This is a genomic window from Microbacterium sp. KRD172 (assembly GCF_017168295.1).
GTDB lineage: Bacteria > Actinomycetota > Actinomycetes > Actinomycetales > Microbacteriaceae > Microbacterium > Microbacterium profundi.
Map to the genome: position 1 here is coordinate 2,751,390 of NZ_JABFAS010000002.1, position 18,528 is coordinate 2,769,917.

16 protein-coding genes and 1 tRNA gene are annotated in these 18,528 nt (G+C 66.7%); 6 read left to right on the forward strand and 11 right to left on the reverse strand.

All coding sequences use genetic code 11. From position 1 onward, the window contains the following. Positions 1-70 precede the first annotated feature (70 nt). Genes J1M43_RS13580 through J1M43_RS13590 form a run of 3 tightly spaced genes read right to left on the reverse strand, consistent with a single transcriptional unit; the run spans position 71 to position 3,693 of the window. The gene (locus J1M43_RS13580) at positions 71-2,107 is read right to left on the reverse strand and encodes a bifunctional aldolase/short-chain dehydrogenase (protein WP_206477010.1); all 2,037 of its coding nucleotides are present in this window, start codon (positions 2,105-2,107) and stop codon (positions 71-73) included. Positions 2,108-2,143: 36 nt separating this feature from the next. After that, positions 2,144-3,310 (reverse strand): L-rhamnose isomerase, encoded by a 1,167-nt coding sequence (gene rhaI, locus J1M43_RS13585; protein WP_033105223.1) that lies wholly within the window; start codon positions 3,308-3,310, stop codon positions 2,144-2,146. Then, complete coding sequence (locus tag J1M43_RS13590) at positions 3,307-3,693, reverse strand: L-rhamnose mutarotase (RefSeq protein WP_206477011.1); 387 nt, start codon at positions 3,691-3,693, stop codon at positions 3,307-3,309. The genes rhaI and J1M43_RS13590 overlap by 4 nt, the downstream gene beginning before the upstream one ends. Before the next feature lie 174 nt (positions 3,694-3,867). On the opposite strand from J1M43_RS13590, the gene J1M43_RS13595 reads away from it, so the two are divergent. Then, complete coding sequence (locus tag J1M43_RS13595; protein WP_206477012.1) at positions 3,868-4,869, forward strand: LacI family DNA-binding transcriptional regulator; 1,002 nt, start codon at positions 3,868-3,870, stop codon at positions 4,867-4,869. Positions 4,870-4,919: 50 nt separating this feature from the next. Here the strand turns inward: J1M43_RS13595 and J1M43_RS13600 are convergent, their stop codons facing one another. The 5 genes from J1M43_RS13600 to J1M43_RS13620 are packed head-to-tail and all read right to left on the reverse strand — an operon-like array spanning position 4,920 to position 10,352. After that, positions 4,920-6,659, reverse strand: a complete 1,740-nt coding sequence (locus J1M43_RS13600) for a hypothetical protein (protein WP_206477013.1) — start codon at positions 6,657-6,659, stop codon at positions 4,920-4,922. A gap of 13 nt (positions 6,660-6,672) precedes the next feature. Then, entirely contained in the window at positions 6,673-7,428 is a 756-nt protein-coding gene (locus J1M43_RS13605; RefSeq protein WP_206477014.1) for an SDR family NAD(P)-dependent oxidoreductase, read from the reverse strand. Between the two features lies 1 nt (position 7,429). After that, positions 7,430-8,284 (reverse strand): phosphogluconate dehydrogenase C-terminal domain-containing protein, encoded by an 855-nt coding sequence (locus tag J1M43_RS13610; RefSeq protein WP_206477015.1) that lies wholly within the window; start codon positions 8,282-8,284, stop codon positions 7,430-7,432. After that, the gene (locus J1M43_RS13615; protein ID WP_206477016.1) at positions 8,281-9,075 is read right to left on the reverse strand and encodes a sugar phosphate isomerase/epimerase; all 795 of its coding nucleotides are present in this window, start codon (positions 9,073-9,075) and stop codon (positions 8,281-8,283) included. Before J1M43_RS13615 ends, J1M43_RS13610 begins: the two co-directional genes overlap by 4 nt. Next, positions 9,072-10,352, reverse strand: a complete 1,281-nt coding sequence (locus tag J1M43_RS13620; protein WP_241245483.1) for an MFS transporter — start codon at positions 10,350-10,352, stop codon at positions 9,072-9,074. The genes J1M43_RS13615 and J1M43_RS13620 overlap by 4 nt, the downstream gene beginning before the upstream one ends. 193 nt (positions 10,353-10,545) lie before the next feature. Between J1M43_RS13620 and J1M43_RS13625 the strand changes: the two genes are divergently transcribed. From J1M43_RS13625 to J1M43_RS17115, 5 genes are all read left to right on the forward strand, one after another. Continuing rightward, complete coding sequence (locus tag J1M43_RS13625; RefSeq protein ID WP_206477018.1) at positions 10,546-11,310, forward strand: FadR/GntR family transcriptional regulator; 765 nt, start codon at positions 10,546-10,548, stop codon at positions 11,308-11,310. Between the two features lie 37 nt (positions 11,311-11,347). Then, a tRNA-Ser gene (locus J1M43_RS13630) sits at positions 11,348-11,439 on the forward strand. A 136-nt stretch (positions 11,440-11,575) separates the two neighbouring features. After that, a complete protein-coding gene (locus tag J1M43_RS13635) occupies positions 11,576-11,749 on the forward strand; it encodes a hypothetical protein (protein WP_206477019.1) in 174 nt (57 codons plus the stop codon). A gap of 23 nt (positions 11,750-11,772) precedes the next feature. Further along, the gene (locus J1M43_RS13640) at positions 11,773-14,130 is read left to right on the forward strand and encodes a phosphoketolase (protein ID WP_206477020.1); all 2,358 of its coding nucleotides are present in this window, start codon (positions 11,773-11,775) and stop codon (positions 14,128-14,130) included. Positions 14,131-14,316: 186 nt separating this feature from the next. Then, positions 14,317-14,496, forward strand: coding sequence for a hypothetical protein (locus J1M43_RS17115; protein ID WP_307823468.1), 180 nt, complete (start codon positions 14,317-14,319; stop codon positions 14,494-14,496). A gap of 24 nt (positions 14,497-14,520) precedes the next feature. Here J1M43_RS17115 and J1M43_RS13650 read toward each other — a convergent pair whose 3' ends face one another. From J1M43_RS13650 to J1M43_RS13660, 3 genes are read right to left on the reverse strand one after another with little or no spacing between them, the layout of a single operon-like run. Continuing rightward, positions 14,521-16,179, reverse strand: a complete 1,659-nt coding sequence (locus J1M43_RS13650; RefSeq protein ID WP_206477021.1) for an alpha-amylase family protein — start codon at positions 16,177-16,179, stop codon at positions 14,521-14,523. Further along, entirely contained in the window at positions 16,176-17,135 is a 960-nt protein-coding gene (locus tag J1M43_RS13655; RefSeq protein ID WP_206477022.1) for a TIGR03885 family FMN-dependent LLM class oxidoreductase, read from the reverse strand. The genes J1M43_RS13650 and J1M43_RS13655 overlap by 4 nt, the downstream gene beginning before the upstream one ends. Positions 17,136-17,165: 30 nt before the next feature. After that, positions 17,166-18,341 (reverse strand): alcohol dehydrogenase catalytic domain-containing protein, encoded by a 1,176-nt coding sequence (locus tag J1M43_RS13660; protein ID WP_206477023.1) that lies wholly within the window; start codon positions 18,339-18,341, stop codon positions 17,166-17,168. Positions 18,342-18,528 lie beyond the last annotated feature (187 nt).

Genomic DNA, 18,528 nt, shown 5'->3' on the forward strand with positions numbered 1-18,528 from the left:
CTCAACGACCCGTGGGGGGTGGGCTCGCTCAACGAACCGTGGGGGGTGGGCTCGCTCAACGACCCGTGGCTCATCGCAGGAATGCAGCCGCGACACCGGAGTCGACCGGGATGTGAAGACCGGTCGTGCGGCTGAGCTCGGGGCCGGTCAGGACGTACACGGCATCCGCGACGTTCTCGGGCACGACCTCGCGCTTGAGGATCGTGCGGTTCGCGTAGAACTGGCCGAGATCCTTCTCGTCGACGCCGTAGGTCGCGGCGCGGTTCGCGCCCCAGCCGGAGGCGAAGATACCGGAGCCGCGCACGACGCCGTCGGGGTTGATGCCGTTGACCCGGATGCCGTGCTCACCGAGTTCCACGGCGAGCAGCCGCACCTGGTGGGCCTGGTCGGCCTTGGTCGCCGAGTACGCGATGTTGTTCGGGCCGGCGAAGACGGAGTTCTTCGACGAGATGTAGATGATGTCGCCGCCGAGCTTCTGATCGATGAGCACCTTCGCCGCAGCCTTGGAGACGAGGAAGGATCCCTTCGCCATGACTTCGTGCTGCAGGTCCCAGTCCTTCTCGGTGGTCTCGAGCAGCGGCTTCGACAGCGACAGGCCGGCGTTGTTGACGACGAGATCGACCCCGCCGAAGGCGAGCACGGCGTCGTTCAGCGCGGCCTGCACGGCGTCAGCATCCGCGACGTTGGCGGCGACGCCGATCGCGACATCCGTGTTCCCGAGTTCGGCGGCCGCGGCCTGTGCCTTCTCGAGATCGAGGTCGGCGACGACAACGCACGCGCCCTCGGCGGCGAGGCGGGTGGCGATGGCCTTGCCGATGCCGGATGCTGCGCCGGTCACGAACGCGATGCGCCCCTGGTGCGACTTCGGCTTCGGCATCCGCTGCAGCTTGGCCTCCTCCAGCGCCCAGTACTCGATGTTGAACTTCTCGGCGTCCGAGATGGGGGCGTACGTCGAGAGAGACTCCGCACCGCGCATGACGTTGATCGCGTTGACGTAGAAGTCGCCGGCGACGCGGGCGGTCTGCTTGTTCGCTCCGTAGGAGAACATGCCGACGCCTGGGATCAGAACGATGAGCGGATCGACGCCGCGAATCGCGGGCGACTCGTCGGTCGCGTGCGCGTCGTAGTACGCCTGGTAGTCGGCGCGGTACTCGGCGTGTAGCTCGTGCAGGCGTGCGATCTGCTCGTCGACGGATGCCGTCGTCGGCAGATCGAGGATGAGCGGCTTGACCTTGGTGCGCAGGAAGTGGTCGGGGCAGCTGGTGCCGAGAGCCGCGAGCTCGGGTGCACGCTCGGATGCCAGGAAGTCGAGCACCACGTCGGAATCGGTGAAGTGGCCGACCATCGGCTTGTCCGTCGATGCGATGCCGCGGACCGTGCCGGCGATGGCAGCGGCGCGCTCACGACGTTCGTCCGACGGCAGTGCCGTGAACCCGTCACGCGTGCTGCCGAAGGGGTCGGCCTTGCCGTTCGCCTCGATGTAGGCGGCGGCGGTGTCGATGATCCACAGCGAGTTGGCCTCTGCCTCCTCGGACGTGTCGCCCCAGGCGGTGATGCCGTGGCCGCCGAGGATCGTGCCGATCGCGGCCGGGTTCTGCTTCTTGATCTCTGCGATGTCGAGTCCGAGCTGGAACCCGGGGCGGCGCCACGGCACCCAGACGACCTTCTCGCCGAAGATCTTCGTGGTCAGCGCCTCGCCGTCGGCGGCCGTGGCGATCGCGATGCCGGAGTCGGGATGCAGGTGGTCGACGTGCGCAGCATCCACCAGGCCGTGCATGGCGGTGTCGATCGAGGGCGCAGCCCCGCCCTTGCCGTGCAGGCAGTAGTCGAACGCGGCGACCATCTCATCTTCACGCTCGACGCCGGGGTAGACGTCGACGAGGGCACGGAAGCGGTCGAGGCGCAGCACCGCGAGGCCCTGCTCCTTCAGCGTTCCGAGGTCTCCGCCGGAGCCCTTGACCCACAGCAGTTCGACGGGCTGGCCGGTGACGGGATCTGTTTCGGTGCCCTTGGCGGAGGTGTTGCCGCCGGCGTAATTCGTGTTCTTCGGATCCGCGCCGAGGCGGTTCGACCGCGCGATGAGGGCGGCGGCAGTGGGATTCGTCATGTCAAAGTCCTTGTATCGAAGTCTTGAGGGCGGCGCTTACGCGCCCCAGCCGGCCTGGACGCCGCCGACGCGGTCGGCCGCGATCTTCTGCTGGTAACCGGATGCCGCGTATGCCGCCATCGGGTCGCCGGCGAGGCCGCGCGTCTCGCGCCATTCGGCGAGGGCCGGGCGCACGTCGGTGTAGAACGCGTCCATGAACACGGCATTGGCCGCGAGAACGTCGCCCGACTTCTGCGCGGCGGTCAGGGCATCCTTGTCGACGAGCAGCGCGCGCGCCGTCATCTCCTGCACGTTCAGCACCGAGCGGATCTGGCCGGGGATCTTGTCCTCGACGTTGTGGCACTGGTCGAGCATGAACGCCACGTCGGGGTTGTTCAGGCCGCCGCCACGGATGACCTCGAACAGGATGCGGAACAGCTGGAACGGGTCGGCCGCGCCGACGATGAGGTCGTCGTCTGCGTAGAAGCGCGAGTTGAAGTCGAAGGAGCCCAGCTTGCCGAGACGCAGCAACTGCATGACGATGAACTCGATGTTCGTGCCCGGCGCATGGTGGCCCGTGTCGAGGCACACCATGGCCTTGTCGCCGAGCGAAGCCACCTGCGCGTATGAAGTCCCCCAGTCCGGAACGTCGGTGTGGTAGAAAGCGGGCTCGAAGAACTTGTACTCCAGCACGAGGCGCTGGTCGTCGCCGAGGCGCGCGTAGATCTTCTGCAGGGATTCGTTGAGGCGGTCCTGGCGGCCGCGCAGGTCGGCCTGGCCCGGGTAGTTCGAGCCCTCGGCGAGCCAGATTTTCAGGTCGCGCGATCCGGTCGCATCCATCACGTCGATGCAAGCGAGGTGGTGATCGATCGCCTTGTTGCGGACCGCCGCGTCCTCGTGAGTGAGAGCGCCGAACTTGTAGTCGTCGTCCTGGAACGTGTTGGAGTTGACGGTGCCGAGTGAGACGCCGAGGTCTTCCGCGTGCTTGCGCAGGTCATCGTAGGAGTCGACGAGGTCCCACGGGATGTGCAGCGCGACGCTCGGCGCGAGGGCGGTGTACTTGTTGACCTGCGCGGCATCAGCAATCTTCTCCCACGGGTCACGCGGCGTGCCGGGAGTGCCGAACACCTTGAAGCGGGTGCCGGAGTTTCCGAACGCCCACGACGGCAGTTCGATCGACTGCTTCTCGAGCTCGGTGAGGACGGCGGGGTTGAGAATGCTCATGACTGTTCGCTTTCTGCGGAGGTGTCGGATGCTGTGGCGGAGAGCTGCTCCGCGAGGTTGAAGACTTCGGTGAGCGGGGTCGCGGCCTGATCGGGTCGGCCGTCGAGGTCGACGAAGAACCGTGCCATCTCGGATTCCCAGCGGGTGGCGACCTCCGACTGGGCGAGGTACGCCTGCGCGGCCGCGTCATCATCGGTCTCGTAGTAGCCGATCAGGGTGCCGCCTTCGCCGAGGAACAGCGAGTAGTTGCGGCGGCCTGCGGCGGCGATCTCGGCGAGCATCTCCGGCCGCACAGGGGAGTGGCGGCGAAGATACTCATCCAGCAGTTCCGGGCGGATCTGCAGCTGGAAGCAGACGCGGGTGGCGGCTGTCATCGGTGACATGCTCCTCGGTGAGTATGCGGTCATGAATCGTTTCAATGATAGGTCGGCCGGCGACTGTGCGCAACATCGATCACGATTCGCGTCGTCCTGGGTGCGTTCGTCGTTCCGCGTCGGCCAGGCAGGTGGCTGGTGATGCCGTACACTCGCGGTCAGCGTGAAGGATGAGGAGCAGCAGTGGCAGTGAGTGTGCGAGATGTCGCGGTCGCGGCATCCGTCTCTGTCGGAACGGTCTCGAACGTCCTCAACCGGCCGGACAAGGTCGCAGCCGAGACGGTCGCGCGCGTGCTCGCCGCGATCGAGGAGCTCGGTTTCGTGCGCAACGACGCGGCTCGTCAGCTCCGCGCCGGGCGCAGTCGCAGCATCGGCCTCGTCGTGCTCGACGCGGGTAACCCGTTCTTCGCCGATGTCGCCCGCGGCGCTGAGACACGTGCGCAGGAAGACGGTCTCTCGGTGCTGCTCGGCAACAGCGACGACGACGCCTCTCGTGAAGCCGGCTACCTCGATCTGTTCCGGGAGCAGCGTGTCAACGGGGTGCTCATCACTCCGGCATCCGGAACGACCGACAGGCTGAGCAGGATGCAGGATGCCGGCATACCCGTGGTGCTGGTCGACCATGAGATCCCGGGCAGCACGTTCTGCTCGGTGTCGGTCGACGACGTCGAGGGCGGCTACCTCGCGGTGCGGCATCTGCTGGAAATCGGTCGTCGACGCATCGCGTTCATCGGTGGCCCGGCGTCGATCGCGCAGGTCGCGAATCGTCTGCAGGGTGCGCGACGCGCGGTGGATGAGAGAGCGGATGCCTCGCTCGAGGTGATCGAGATGCCGGCGCTCACCGTTCTGAACGGGCGCGCGGCAGGGGAGGCTCTCGTCGAACGTGCGGTCCGGCCTGACGCGATCTTCGCCGCGAACGATCTTCTCGCCGTGGGGCTGCTGCAGGCGTTCTCGATGTTCAACACTCTCAGGGTGCCCGAAGACATCGCCCTGATCGGGTACGACGACATCGACTTCGCCTCGGCCACGGTGGTGCCGCTCAGCTCGATCCGCCAGCCGGCGCAGCTGATCGGTCACACCGCCGTCGAACTACTGTTGCGGTCGATCAGCGATCCCGACGGAGACTACGAGCGCAACGTGCGGTTCCGGCCCGAGCTCGTGGTGCGGCAGTCGACGTCTGGGTGAATGGTCGGCGGTCGACGACGCAACGCATTCGGGCCTGCCGCGGATTGGCGTTAGTCGGATCTGCCGGAGGTCGTGAGCCGCATCCATGAGCCGGCGGGAAGCGAGCCCGACAGTGCCGGTCGGCCGGGCACTGCGACCCTGTACGCCCTCGACGCCCGGTCGAGATTCGACACGAGCACGATGTCCTCATCAGCCGCCCTTGCCCCGATCGCCCAGAGAAGTCCATCAGGACTCGAACCCGACAAGAGTGTTCGTCCGGCCAACGATGTGAGCACTGCGATCGCTTCGGCTGCAGGATGAGGTTCGCCGCCGAGATCACGCAGTCCGCGCGGCCCCCAGGTCTCGAACCACGAGATGCTGGCGACACCGGGAATGGCGAGTGCTGCTGCACTCGCCATGGTCCACGCCGCGAGTTCCGGTGAACTCTGCCGATCATCGTCCGCGCCGGTGAACTGCGCTCCGTATCCCTCACCGAGGTCGGTCCGGGTCGGAGCGGGCCCGGGAGAGGTGGCCACATTGTTGAACCGGGGGCGCAACGTCACGGGTCCGATGTGCACGGGTCGGTGATCGGCCATCCCGACTGCCTGGCTGGCGATGAGGCGCTGCATCGGCAGAGCTTCGACGAGCTGTTCGGTGTCGAGTGAGTGGAACAGGGGCGTCGTCGTGAATGCGATGCCGTCGACCTCGTTCGGGATGCGCGTCTTCTCGCGATTGAGCTCGGTGAAGTGCGATCGCGCACCTGCTCTGAGTTCGGTGCGGATGCCGGCTTCGTCGAGCGCTGTGCGGGTTCGGGCCACGATCGATCCATCACTCACGTGCAGCACGCTGTCGAACGGTGTGACCGCGATGATCGGTAGGCGCGCGAATGCGCTCGCCGCGTCCGCGAGGGGCTGCGGGTCTTCAGCAGCGACGAGGCGGACGTCCAGCGGCAACCCATCCGCGGCCGCTCTGTGCAGCGCCGCGGACCACGTGGGTGTGGTCAGGTCCAGTTCGACGACGCGGAAGCTTCCGTCCGCGCACGGCGGCACGGGGTCCGGCGCGGTCGAGGCTTCGACGCCGGTGGCAGGGAACACGCCGCCTTCGACGAGGACGATCTCGTCCGGCACGGGGCCATCGGTGGCCCGCGACAGAGCTGCGTTCACGGTGATCGCCTGGCGCACGCGCTCACCGGCCGCCACAGAGTACGGATAGGGGAGACTCAGCGGACGGCTGTATGTCTTGAACGAGGCGTCCGACCAGTTGCGCTGATCCTCCATCTCGAAGACATCGCCATCGAAACGCAGCGTGGTCACCCCATCCGCACCTGCTCTGGGGTGAAGCTCCAATGCGCGGATGTCGACTATCGGCTGGTGCGGGCTGATGCGTGTGGGAAAGGATGTCTGTTCCGAGGCTTCGTCAGAGTGCACGACGGTGACGCCGCGGCCGGAATCTGACGCCGGATGCAGCACCACGAGACCAGTGCGGCACGTCGAGAATTCGCGGAGGTTCTCGGCATCCCACCCGACCAGGAGATCGTCTCCGCTCGCTTGTACCGTGAGCGTCGACAGCACTTCGGCGCCGAGACCTTCGTGGCGCAGAGCGAGTCGGAGTGACGTGGCATCCGAGTCCATCGCGGTGACGATCGCTGGCACGGTGTTCCAGCTGCGGTCTCGGACGACTGCACGCACCGCGCGCAGGATCACATCGCCACCACGGCGGATGTCCGCCAGCTCATCGCCGCGCAACTCCAACGACCATCCGTCGGCCTGCCACGTGGCAGCCTCGCTCCGCCACCAGGATGTCGTCGTCACGCGTCGACCCTGCTCACAGCGTCGTCATGCCCCCGTCGACCGCGAACAGCGCACCGGTGGCGAACTCGCCGTCGCTGCTCGCGAGGAACACCATGATCCCTTCGACATCGGCGGGACTGCCGGCGCGGCCGAGCGGGATGCGGCCGACGATCGCCGCGCGCGATTCAGGATCGTCAGAGATCGTGGAGACGAGCCCGGTCTCGGTGTAAGCCGGCACGACGGTGTTCACCCGGATGCCGTCACTGGCGTACGCCGCGGCGACGGTGCGCGTCAGGCCATGGATGCCGGCCTTCGAAGCGGAGTAGGCGGTGAAGTCCTGGCCTTCGCCGTTCAGGCCGGTCGGGCTCCCAGTGAGGATGATCGACCCGCCGCCCGAGGCGAGCATCGCCCGCACGGAGTGCTTGACCGTGAGGAAGGTGCCGGTCAGGTTCACGTCGATCGTGCGGCGCCACACGTCGAGATCGAGATCAGCGGCCTTGGCATCCTGCCCGAACAGCTGTACACCGGCGTTCGCCACCACCACGTCTGGACTCCAGCCGGCGGCGACGAGGTCAGCGAAGGCAGCCTCGACGGATGCCTCGTCGGCAATGTCGACGACGGCCGCACGAGCAGCATCGCCGATGTCGGCGGCGACGGATGCCGCGGCATCCGCATCTCTGTCAGCGATGATCACTCGGGCGCCCTCGCGAGCGAACCGCTCCGCGACCGCGCGTCCGATGCCGGATCCGGCGCCCGTGACGAGCGCCGTCTTGCCAGTCAGCCGGGTCATCTCAGCGCTCGATCTCGTCGAGGTGCAGCATGCGGGCGAGGTTCTTGTCGAGCTCGTCGTCGCGGAAGATCTTCTTCCAGTCGTCCTTGATGATGCTCTCCCTGCCGTAGTCCATCGCGATCAGGCACGCGTCGCTGAACGGGTTGTCGCCGCGCAGCCCGTTGGCCAGTGCCACCTGCGTGTGACCGTACAGGATGCTGCGCGCAGCCGCCTCCGGGACGCCCATCGTGTTCACGGTCTCCTGCAGAGCCTCGTTCAGAAGAGAGCCGATCATGCACGCGACCGTCTCGACAAGCGTCGGCTCGAGCTGGGCGAGCTGCTTGATCGTGACCCAGTGCACGTCGATGACGGGCGCGTAGATCGCGCGGACAGTGGCCTCGACGATGGCCTTCTTGGCGTCGTCTTCGCTTTCGATCGCCGCGATGGCATCCTGCGGGGCGGCGATGCCGCCGAAGGTGTCCGCCCACTGCTCCGGTGTCTCACGCTGCAGGAAGATCGACGGGTGGCATGGGTGCGCGACGGCCTGGATGACGTCCTCGCGGGTGGTGAGGAGTCCGGCGTAGGCGGCAGCGGGGTCGAGAGTCAGCACGATCGCGCCCGAACGCAGCTGGGGGACGAGGTCTGCCGTGACCTGTCCGAGGGCGAGGTCGGGAACGGCGAGCACGACGATGTCTGCATCGGCGACCGCGGCGGAGGCGTCGGTAAGCTCGCGGCCCGCCTCGATCGTGCGCTGCTGGCCGGCGGGGGAGTTCTCGACGTACCAGACGGTGTGCCCCGTCTTCATCAGGTTGTCGGACACTCGCATGCCCATCTTTCCACCGGCGCCGATGACGGCGATCTTGTGGGTGCTGCTCATTGTGTGCTCCTCAGGTGTTCCAGGGTGGCGCGGGTCCATTCCCGCTCGGTTCGGATGGTGGTCGTGGCGTCGTCCTGCCAGGGCAGCCAGTGCTCGACGATCTCGTTGATGTCGCGTTCTCGGGGCTTCACCGTGGCCAGCAGGTGGTCGTAGTCGTGCAGACCGGTGCCCATCTGGGCGCCGCTGTAGGTGAACCCGACCCAGCCGGGTTGGCGGGCGAAGGCGAAGTCCTTCACGTGCACGTTCTTGGTGAGGGCGGCCGTCTGCTCGACGCAGGTGCGCGGCGATTCGAGGCGCGCGACGACGTTCGCGGGGTCCAAACAGATGCCGAGTTGCGCGCTGCCCACGCGCTCGATCACGGCGAGCAGGTCAGTGGTGGCGAGCTGCTCGTAGGTCTCCAGCGCAAGCGTGACGCCGGCGGCCTCGTAAGTGGGAAGTGTGTGCCGCAACCAGGTCTCGGCCTCGGCGAGTGAGGGGCGTGAGTCAGGGCCGTAGAGCATGCTGCGCACCAGGTGCGCATCGAAGATCTTGGCCAGCTCGAGGAAGCGGGTCAGGTGTTCGGGAACGATGCCTTTGGTGCCGAGTTCGATCGTGAGACCGAGGTCGCGAGCTGCTCCCGCCGCATCGCGCAGTTCGGAGTCACTCATCTGCTCCAACGGTGCGTAGTCGCAGATCTGGAAGAGGTCGACGCCCTGGGCGCGGGTGTCCTCGAAGGCGTCGATCAGGCTCAGCGGCTCCGGTACGCGGTCGGAGTGCTGCCAGAAGTAGGCGTAGGTGCCGAGACCGATCATCCTTCGCCTGCCACCGACTCGGCGCGCTCGACGGTTACGGCATCCGGCGTCTTGCGATTCTGCCGTGCGAGGACGACCATCAGCACCGCCGACAGCAGCATGAAGCCGCCGACGATGAACATCGGCACCTCGTAACCACCGGTCCAGTCGTGCACAGCTCCGGTGATGTACGGCGCGCTGAAGCCGGCGAGGTTGCCGATCGTGTTGATCAGGGCGACGCCCGCTGCTGCGGCGACACCGGTGAGGAACTGCGTCGGCAGGGTCCAGAAGTTCGGCAGCGCCGCGAAGATCGCGCACGCCGTGACTGTGATGACGATCATCGTCGCCACCGGTGATCCCATGAACAGCGCCAGCGGGATGGAGACCGCACCCGCGAGCGCGGGGACGGCGATGTGCCATGTCTTGAGCCCGCGCTTGCCGGCATCGCGTGACCAGAAGTACATCACGATGGCTGCGGGAAGATACGGGATCGCGGTGATGAGCCCCTTCTGGAACACGTCGTATGCTCCGCCGGCCTCCGTCTGGAACCCCTCGATGATCGTGGGGAGGAAGAACGCCAGCGCGTAGAGACCGTAGATGAAGCCGAAGTAGATGAACGACAGCATCCAGACGCGTCCGCTCGAGAAGGCGAATCGTGCGGAGACGTGCTTCTCGGAGGACTCGGTCGTCTTGCGTTCCGCTTCCAGGGCGCCGGTGAGCCAGGTCTGCTCCTCCGGGGTCAACCACTTCGCGTCAGCCGGCTTGTCCTTCAGATAGAACCACGCGATGACGCCCACGATGATCGCCGGGATCGCCACGCCCATGAACATGAAGCGCCAGCCTTCGAGGCCGAAGAAGACGCCGTGCTGCTGGATGAGAGCCCCGGCGAGCGGTGCGCCGATGACTGTGGTCAGGGGCTGCGCCAGGTAGAAGAGCATCAGGATGCGGCCGCGGTAGTGGGCCGGCACCCAGAGGCTGAGGAACAGGATGGCCCCAGGGAAGAAGCCTGCTTCGGCGACCCCGAGCAGGAAGCGCAGGACGACGAGCTGCTCGAAGTTCTGGACCCAGGTGAACAGCAGCGCGACGATGCCCCAGCTGACCATGATCCGGGCCAGCCAGCGGCGGGCACCGAACCTGTGCAGGGCGAGGTTCGACGGTACCTCGAGAAGGATGTAGCCGATGAAGAAGACGCCGGACGCGAAACCGAACTGTGCGGCGCTCAGGGCGAGGTCGTCGTTCATGCCATTGGGGGAGGCGAAGCCGATGGCGGTGCGATCGAGGTAGTTGATGAAGAACATCAGGGCGACGAACGGCACGAGGCGGATGGCGACCTTGCGGATCGCAGATTTCGCGACCGGGCTCTCGGTCTGAGGGTTGTCCACAGTGACTCCTGAATCGACGATGATCACGGGCGATGCTTCGAACATTTTGGCAAACCGGTTGACCAATTGCAAGTCTCGCCTTGTGAAGTGATCCGGGTATGTTGAACCCATGCCCGCATACCCCGGCGAACCGGTTGATGACATCACCGCCGCACTGAGCGCGCTGCCCTCTGGTACACCGGTGTCAGAAGTCGCGCGCCGTCTGCTCGACCTGTTCACGAGCGGTTCGGTGGCAGCCGGCGCTCGACTGCCACCGGAGCGGCAACTCTCCGCAGCGCTCGGCGTCGGTCGTTCGGCCGTGCGCGAAGCGCTCGCCGCTCTGGAGATCCTCGGAATCGTCGATGTGCGGCCGGGGTCCGGCACGTACCTTCGCGGGCTCGCGAGTGAGCTCCTGCCGCAGACGCTGCGATGGGGCCTACTGATCGGTGAGCGCAACACGGCTCAGTTGCTGGAGCTGCGCGAAGGCCTGGAGATCTATGTCGCCCGGCTTGCTGCCGCGCGTGCGGATGCCGGCGTCCTCTCCCGCCTCGACAAGAGCGTGAAGCGGATGCGTGAGACCGTCGGCGACCTCCCTGCTTTCGCCAAGGCCGACCTCGACTTCCACCACGCGCTCGCCGAAGCCGCAGGCAACGAGACGCTGACGGACCATGTGCACGTCATCCGTTCGCTCCTGCAGGTCTACGCGGATCGGGCGGTGCATGACCGTGCCGAGGCGGAGCGGGCGGTCGCCGAGCATGAGGCCGTGCTGGCAGGGGTGCGTGCAGGCGACGGCGATGCTGCGGCGTCCGCGATGGCTGTCCATATGGCGACCGCCACTGCACGCCTGCTGTCCGACTCGGCGCCGGTTCGTCAGCCCTCGCGCGACCGGTTATGATGGACGAGCGCATCCGTGCTCTTCGAGTCGAATGCCTGGAGACGTCGCATAGTCCGGCCTAGTGCACCACCCTGCTAAGGTGGAGACCTCGCAAGGGGTCCAGGGGTTCAAATCCCCTCGTCTCCGCCATTTCGACCGCTGGTAACGCGGTCACCGTGGTTCCACGGTTCCTCCTGGCGATAACTCCGAACGGCCCTTCCGGTCAAGCCCCTGTCGCATGCTGTCGTCGTTCGCGATGGTGAGACTCCGACGGAAGGAGTCCATGATGTCCGATGCGAGGGATCCGCTGGAAGAGCAGCAGATCGCCGATGTTCCGCTCGACGAGACCCGCGACGATGATTCAGGGTTCGAGCCGATAACGCCGGACGGTGTCGACGAGGGGAAACCGGCCGTGCCGGATCCCAAACAATCTCAGAATCCGCCTCCGCGCCGGTCGTGATGGCCGGCTGACGCCGCGATCTCATGACTGCGAACCCCGAGTCCCTCGACCGGATCGACCGCTGGTGGCGAGCGGCGAACTATCTGAGCGTGGGGCAGATCTATCTGCAGGATGACGCGACTCTCGCGCGCCCGCTGACGGTAGAGGACATCAAACCCAGGTTGCTGGGCCATTTCGGAACCGTACCGGGGCTCAACCTCGTCTACGCCCATCTGAATCGCGTGATCGTCGAGCGCGACGAACCGGTGCTCTTCATCGCCGGGCCCGGTCACGGCGGTCCGGCGATGAACGCCAACGCCTGGCTCGACGGCACGTACTCCGAGCTGTATGCGGACGTGACGAGGGATGCGGCCGGCATGCGCACGCTGTTCCAGCAGTTCTCGTACCCAGGCGGCGTGCCGAGCCACACGGCGCCCGAGACTCCTGGTTCCATCCAGGAGGGCGGCGAACTGGGCTACTCGCTCTCGCATGCGTTCGGTGCGGCGCTGGACGATCCAGACCTCACGGTCGTGTGCGTGGTCGGCGACGGCGAAGCGGAGACCGGACCGCTGGCCGCGGCGTGGCACGGCAGCAGGTTCCTCGACCCGCGCCGAGACGGCATGGTGCTGCCGATCCTGCACCTGAACGGCTGGAAGATCGCGAACCCGACGATGCTGGCGCGGATCCCGCAGCAGGAGCTGGCCGCGCTCATGACCGGATACGGCTACGACCCGATCTTCGTCACGATCTCGGCGACCGAGGATGCGGCCGCCGCGCACGCGCGCTTCGCCGAGGCGCTGGATCGAGCCTTCGACGGGATCGCGCAGGTGCGCGCGGCGGCTCTCGAAGGCGAGCGGCGAGCCTGGCCCATGATCGTACTGCGCTCGCCGAAGGGATGGACCGGCCCCGTGGAAGTCGATGGCGACCCTGTCGAAGGAACCTGGCGCTCCCACCAGGTGCCGCTCGACGACGTGCGCGACGATGACGGGCACCGACGGATGCTGGAGGACTGGCTGCGCTCGTATCGACCGGCCGACCTGTTCGACGACGCGGGCTCACCGCGCGAGTCGACGTCGGGCTGGGGGCCGAAGGGCGTGCGGCGGATGAGTGCCATCCCGCAGTCCAACGGCATCCGTCGTCCGCTCGAGATCCCGGGTCCTGATCAGCACGCCGTCGCCGTCGATGCTCCAGGCGGCTCCGACGCGAGTGCCACCCGGACCCTCGGAGCGTGGCTGGCGGACGTCATCGGCCGCAACCCGGAGACGTTCCGCATCTTCAGCCCGGACGAACTCGAATCCAACCGGCTGGCGCCCGCCGTGTTCGATGCGACCGAGAAGCAGTGGAACGCAGCCACGACCCCGGTGGATGAACACCTCGCTCCGCACGGCCGCGTGCTGGAGGTGCTCAGCGAACACCTGTGCCAGGGCATGCTCGAGGGCTACACCCTCACCGGACGCCATGGCGTCTTCACTTCGTACGAGGCATTCATCCACATCGTCGATTCGATGTTCAACCAGCACGCGAAGTGGCTGGAGGCATCGGCGGGCGTCGCATGGCGCGAGCCGCTGCCCGCATTCACCTACCTGCTGTCGAGCCACGTGTGGCAACAGGATCACAACGGCTTCACCCACCAGGACCCGGGGTTCATCGATCACGTGCTGAACAAGAGCGCCGACATCGTGCGCGTGTACCTGCCGTTCGATGCGAACACTCTGCTCGTCACGATGTCGCAGTGCCTCGACGCCGCGAACCGCATCAACGTCGTCGTCGCGGGTAAGAAGCCCGCACCGCAGTGGCTGACCCTCGATGACGCCCGCACGCATGTCCTGCGCGGGATCGGAGAGCTCGGATGGGCCGGGACGACTCGACCCGCGGAGACCCCCGATGCCGTTCTCGCCGCCGCAGGCGACGTGCCGACGCAGGAGGTCATCGCCGCTGCGGAGCTGCTGCGCGACAGCATCCCTGATCTGAAGGTGCGCGTGGTCAACGTTGTCGATCTCGCCACGTTGCAGTCGCCGGACCAGCATCCGGCAGGGATGGAGGACGAGGCCTTCGACGCACTCTTCACGACGAACCGGCCCGTCGTGTTCGCGTATCACGGTTACCCATCGCTGATACATCGCCTCACGTACAAGCGCACCGGGCACGACAACCTGCACGTGCACGGCTATCGCGAGCGCGGCACCACCACCACGCCGTTCGACATGCTGATGCTCAACGACATCGATCGCTACCGCCTCGCGATCGACGTGATCGACCGCGTGCCCGGCCTCGCCGAACGAGCGGCCGAGGTCCGCGCCGGGTTCGTGACAGCGCGCGAGGATGCGCGCCGTCACACGCGGGAGCACGGCGTCGACATCCCTGTCGTCGCCGACTGGACCGTCGCAGAGAGAGGAGCCTGAGATGGCCATGAAATTGAACGAATCCGCACTGACCCACGCCCGTGGGCTGCTCCGCAGGGGTCAGTACACCGCGGACGAACGCGATGACTGGAGCGAGCACGCACCCACGACCGACCAGGAGAACGACTTCACGAGGAGAACGGGCTCCGCGAGTTCGCGAAATGGCATCTCGGTGAGGACACCGACATGGGCGAGGACACCAAGGGGCGCTACCGCTTCCCGTACGGCGACTTCCGCACTCTGCACCGGTGCGCGGTGATCTCGGGGGAGAGCCGTGCCGGTCAGTACAAGCACGGGACGATCGAGAAGGCGCTCAAGGGGCTTCTGGAAGCGATCGATCGCAAGGCGGCACGCGACGACAGCTGAACGCACGTTGTGCAGTTCGACCGCTCAGGACAGTGCAGGCGCAGCCGGTGCGACCAACCGGAACCACCGGTACGCGTAGCCTTCGAGTTCGAGACGCACCTTCCCTCGCTCCGGCGTCGTGGTCGAGTCTTCGTGGAGAAGATCGATCAGTTCGCCGTCCTCCGACGTGCTCGGCAGCGCCAGCTCGATTCCGCAGGCGTCTTCGCCGAAGTTGTGCACTGCGATGAACGTGGCCTCATCGGTGACCGCCATATGTGCGAGCACCTTCGGATCGCCGGTGTCGATGAGGGAGAACTCTCCCCACGCGATCTCGGGATTGGCGCGGTAGCGCGAGATGAGGAGCCGTATCGTGGCGAGGAGCGAGTCAGGGTCGCGCAGCTGATCATGCGCGTTCGCGTGCGCCGGACCGTAGCCGTCTTCGGGGATGCTGCGTGGCAGCTTCGACGGCCGGGCGGTCGAGAAGCCGCCGTTCTTGGTGTTCTCCCACTGCATCGGGGTGCGCACCGCGGCGCGATCGCCGAGCGCGGGGAGCTCGCCCATGCCGATCTCCTCGCCGTAGAAGAGCATGGGTGCTCCTGGGAGGGAGAAGAGCAGGCTGTACGCCATCCGCAGGCTACGCGGATCTCCGTGCAGCATCGGCGCGAGCCGGCGCACAATGCCTCTCCCGTACACGCGTTGCCTCTCATCGGGAGCGAGGGCGGTGAAGACCTCCTGGCGTTCATCCTCCTCCAGCAGCTCCAGCGTGAGCTCGTCGTGGTTGCGCAGGAACATCGCCCATCCCTGGCTCGCGTCGACGATCGGACGCGCACGGAGCACGTCGGCGAGGGGACGCGCGTCGTGGCGGACGAACGAGAGGAACACCGCCTCCGCCGTGGCGAAGTCGAACTGCAGATCGAGCTCTGTTCCCTTCGTCCCGAAATAGTCCAGCTGCGCGTCATGCGCCAATCCGACCTCGCCCAGCAGTGCAGCCTCTCCTTGGCGGCGCATCACGAATCGATGGAGTTCCCGCAGGAACGAGTGCGGGTCGGCCTCGTTCGCCGCACCAGGGGGTGCGATCAGGAACGGTACGGCATCCAGGCGGAAGCCGTCCACGCCCATCGCCATCCAGAATCCGACGATGCGCGCGATCTCCTCACGCACCTGCGGATTGGCGAGGTTGAGATCGGGTTGGTGCCGGTAGAAGCTGTGCAGGTAGTACTGCCCGGTCTTCGGGTCGTGCTCCCAGGTGCTCGTCTCCTCACCGGGGAAGACGGTGTTGCGAGAGCCCCGCGGTCGTGTGTCTCTCCAGATGTAGTAGTCGCGGTACTTCGAGTCGCGTGAGCGGCGGGCGGATCGGAACCACGGATGCCGGTCGGAGGTGTGATTAACGACCAGGTCGACGATGACGCGGATGCCGCGATCGTGTGCGACGCGCAGCAGCTCGACGAGTTCGCCGAGATTGCCCAGCCGCGGATCGACGCTGTAGAAATCCGTGATGTCGTACCCGTCGTCGAGGTCCCTGGTCGGCTGGAAGGGCATGAGCCACAGGCACGAGACGCCGAGCTCGGCGAGATAGTCGATCCGCTGGGTGAGCCCGACGATGTCGCCGACGCCGTCCCCGTCCGAGTCGAAGAACGTCTCGATGTCGAGGCAGTAGATGACCGCCGTCCGCCACCACAGGTCGCTTCTGTCGGCGGCGTTCACAACAGCCTCCGCAGTGCGGGCAGCAGCTGCTCCTCGCAGCGGCGGAGGAACGGACCTTGATCCACCCCGACGTGATGGATGTACACCGCGTCGAACCCCTCTGCTGCGGCTGCGATGCGCTCCGCCATCGCATCGGCGGATGCCTCCACGACCACGGCTTCCCTGAGCTTGTCGTCCGTCGGATCCGCCAGCGCTGCGAACTCCTCCGGCTGCGCGATGTCCCACACGCGCTCTGCTGGCGCACTCGAGTGCGCCCACTGCGCGCGCGCGACCTGAAGCGCTTCCTCGTCCGTGTCGGCGAGGCTGACATGGATCTGGAGCGCTGCGTCACCGGTTCCGCCCGCGTCGCGGAACGCGCTCAGAGCCGCGCCCGTCGCGTCGGGGTCGGATCCCACGGTGATGAGCCCGTCCGCCCACTCGGCCACCCACCCCGCCGTCCTCGCACTGACGGCGGCGCCGAACAGGGGCGGCGGCGATTCCGGACGACTCCACACCCGCGCCTCGTCCACGACGATCAGGCTGTCGAGCGTCACCTTCTCGCCGACGAGCAGCCGTCGCATGGCGTCGACGCACTCTCGCAGCCGCTGCTCTCTCTCGGCCTTCTCCGGCCATCCCGTTCCGGTGACGTGCTCATTGATCGCCTCTCCGCTGCCGAGCGCCGCCCAGAACCGTCCGGGGAACATCTGCTCGACCGTCGCGATCGCCTGGGCCAGGATCACCGGATGATAGCGCTGACCAGGGGCGGTGACGACGCCGATGGGGAAGTGCGTGGAGGCGAGCGCTGCGCCGAGCCACGTCCATGCGAACCCGGATTCACCCTGGGCAGGCGTCCACGGCGCCAGGTGGTCCGAGCACATCGCGGCGTCGAATCCCACCGATTCCGCGAAGCGCACGGCCGAGAGGAGATCTCTCGGCGGCAGCTGCTCGTGCGAGGCGTGGTAGCCGATCGTGGTCATCTTCTCGCCTCCATCATCGCTTTCAGGCCGTCACGGATTCAGCACGACTTTGATGCAGCCGTCCTCTTTGCGCTGAAAGATCCCGTAGAGCTCCGGGGCGTCGTCGAGCGGAGCGTGATGGGTCGCAAGATCGAGGACGCCGAGCGGGTCGGCGGGATCCTCGACGAGCGGAAGGATGTCGTCCACCCAGTTCTTGACGTTGCACTGGCCCATGCGCAGGCTCAGCTGCTTGTCGAACATCGTCTTCATCGGCAGCACATCGGCATCGCCGGCGTAGACGCCGCTGAGCGAGACCGTGCCGCCCCTGCGCACGAGGTCGATCGATGCGTAGAGCGCCGCGAGCCGGTCGAGACCCGCCTTGTCGAGCATCGGCCTGGCGACGGCATCCGGCAGCAGCCCCACGGCCTGCTGCACGAGGCCGATCCCTGCCGAGCCATGGGCCTCCAGCCCGACGGCATCGACGACCGCGTCTGGTCCCCGGCCATCGGTCAGATCGCGGAGCTCGTCCACCACCGTGTCGGTGAGGTCGTACGTCAGCACGCCGTGCCGCTCGGCCATCTCACGACGCTCGGCGACAGGATCGATCGCCAGCACGCGGTGGCCGCGGTGGATGCCGATGCGGGAGACGAACTGCCCCACGGGGCCGAGCCCCATCACCGCCAGCGTGCCTCCCTCCGGCAGATGCGCGTACTCGACGCCCTGCCACGCGGTGGGCAGGATGTCGCTGAGGTACAGATACCGGTCGTCGGGAAGGTCCGCACCGACGCGGATGTGGTTGTAGTCGGCGAACGGGACGCGAAGGTACTCCGCCTGCCCGCCAGGGATCTGGCCGTACAACTTGGTGTACCCGAACAACGCGGCGCCGCTGCCGTACTCGCGCACCTGCGTGGTCTCGCACTGCGACTGGAGCCCGCTCCGACACATGAAGCAGTGACCGCATGCGATGTTGAACGGGATCACGACGCGGTCGCCGACAGCCAGCTCCGCCACCTCGGACCCGACCTCCACGACGGTGCCCATCGGCTCATGACCGAGGACGTCCCCGCGGTCGATGAACGGACCCAGCAGCTCGTACAGATGCAGGTCCGAGCCGCAGATGGCGGATGACGTCACCTTGATCACGGCATCCGTCGGCTGTTCGATCGCGGGGTCCTCCACGCGCTCGACCGTCACTTTGCGCTTTCCCTGCCAGGTGAGAGCCTTCATGTCTTCCTCCGTTCAGTCACGCTCCGTTCCGTCACGCGAGATTCGCAGATGGCCGGGCCGACGCCAAACGGGTTGACAAGCACGAGAAGTTGTCGGAGTCTTCCCGGTTCCGATGTCAAGGGGATCGATGAGCGGCGCGCACCGCCCTAACGTCGTGGTCGACCGGAATTCGAATACAGCCGTCGTA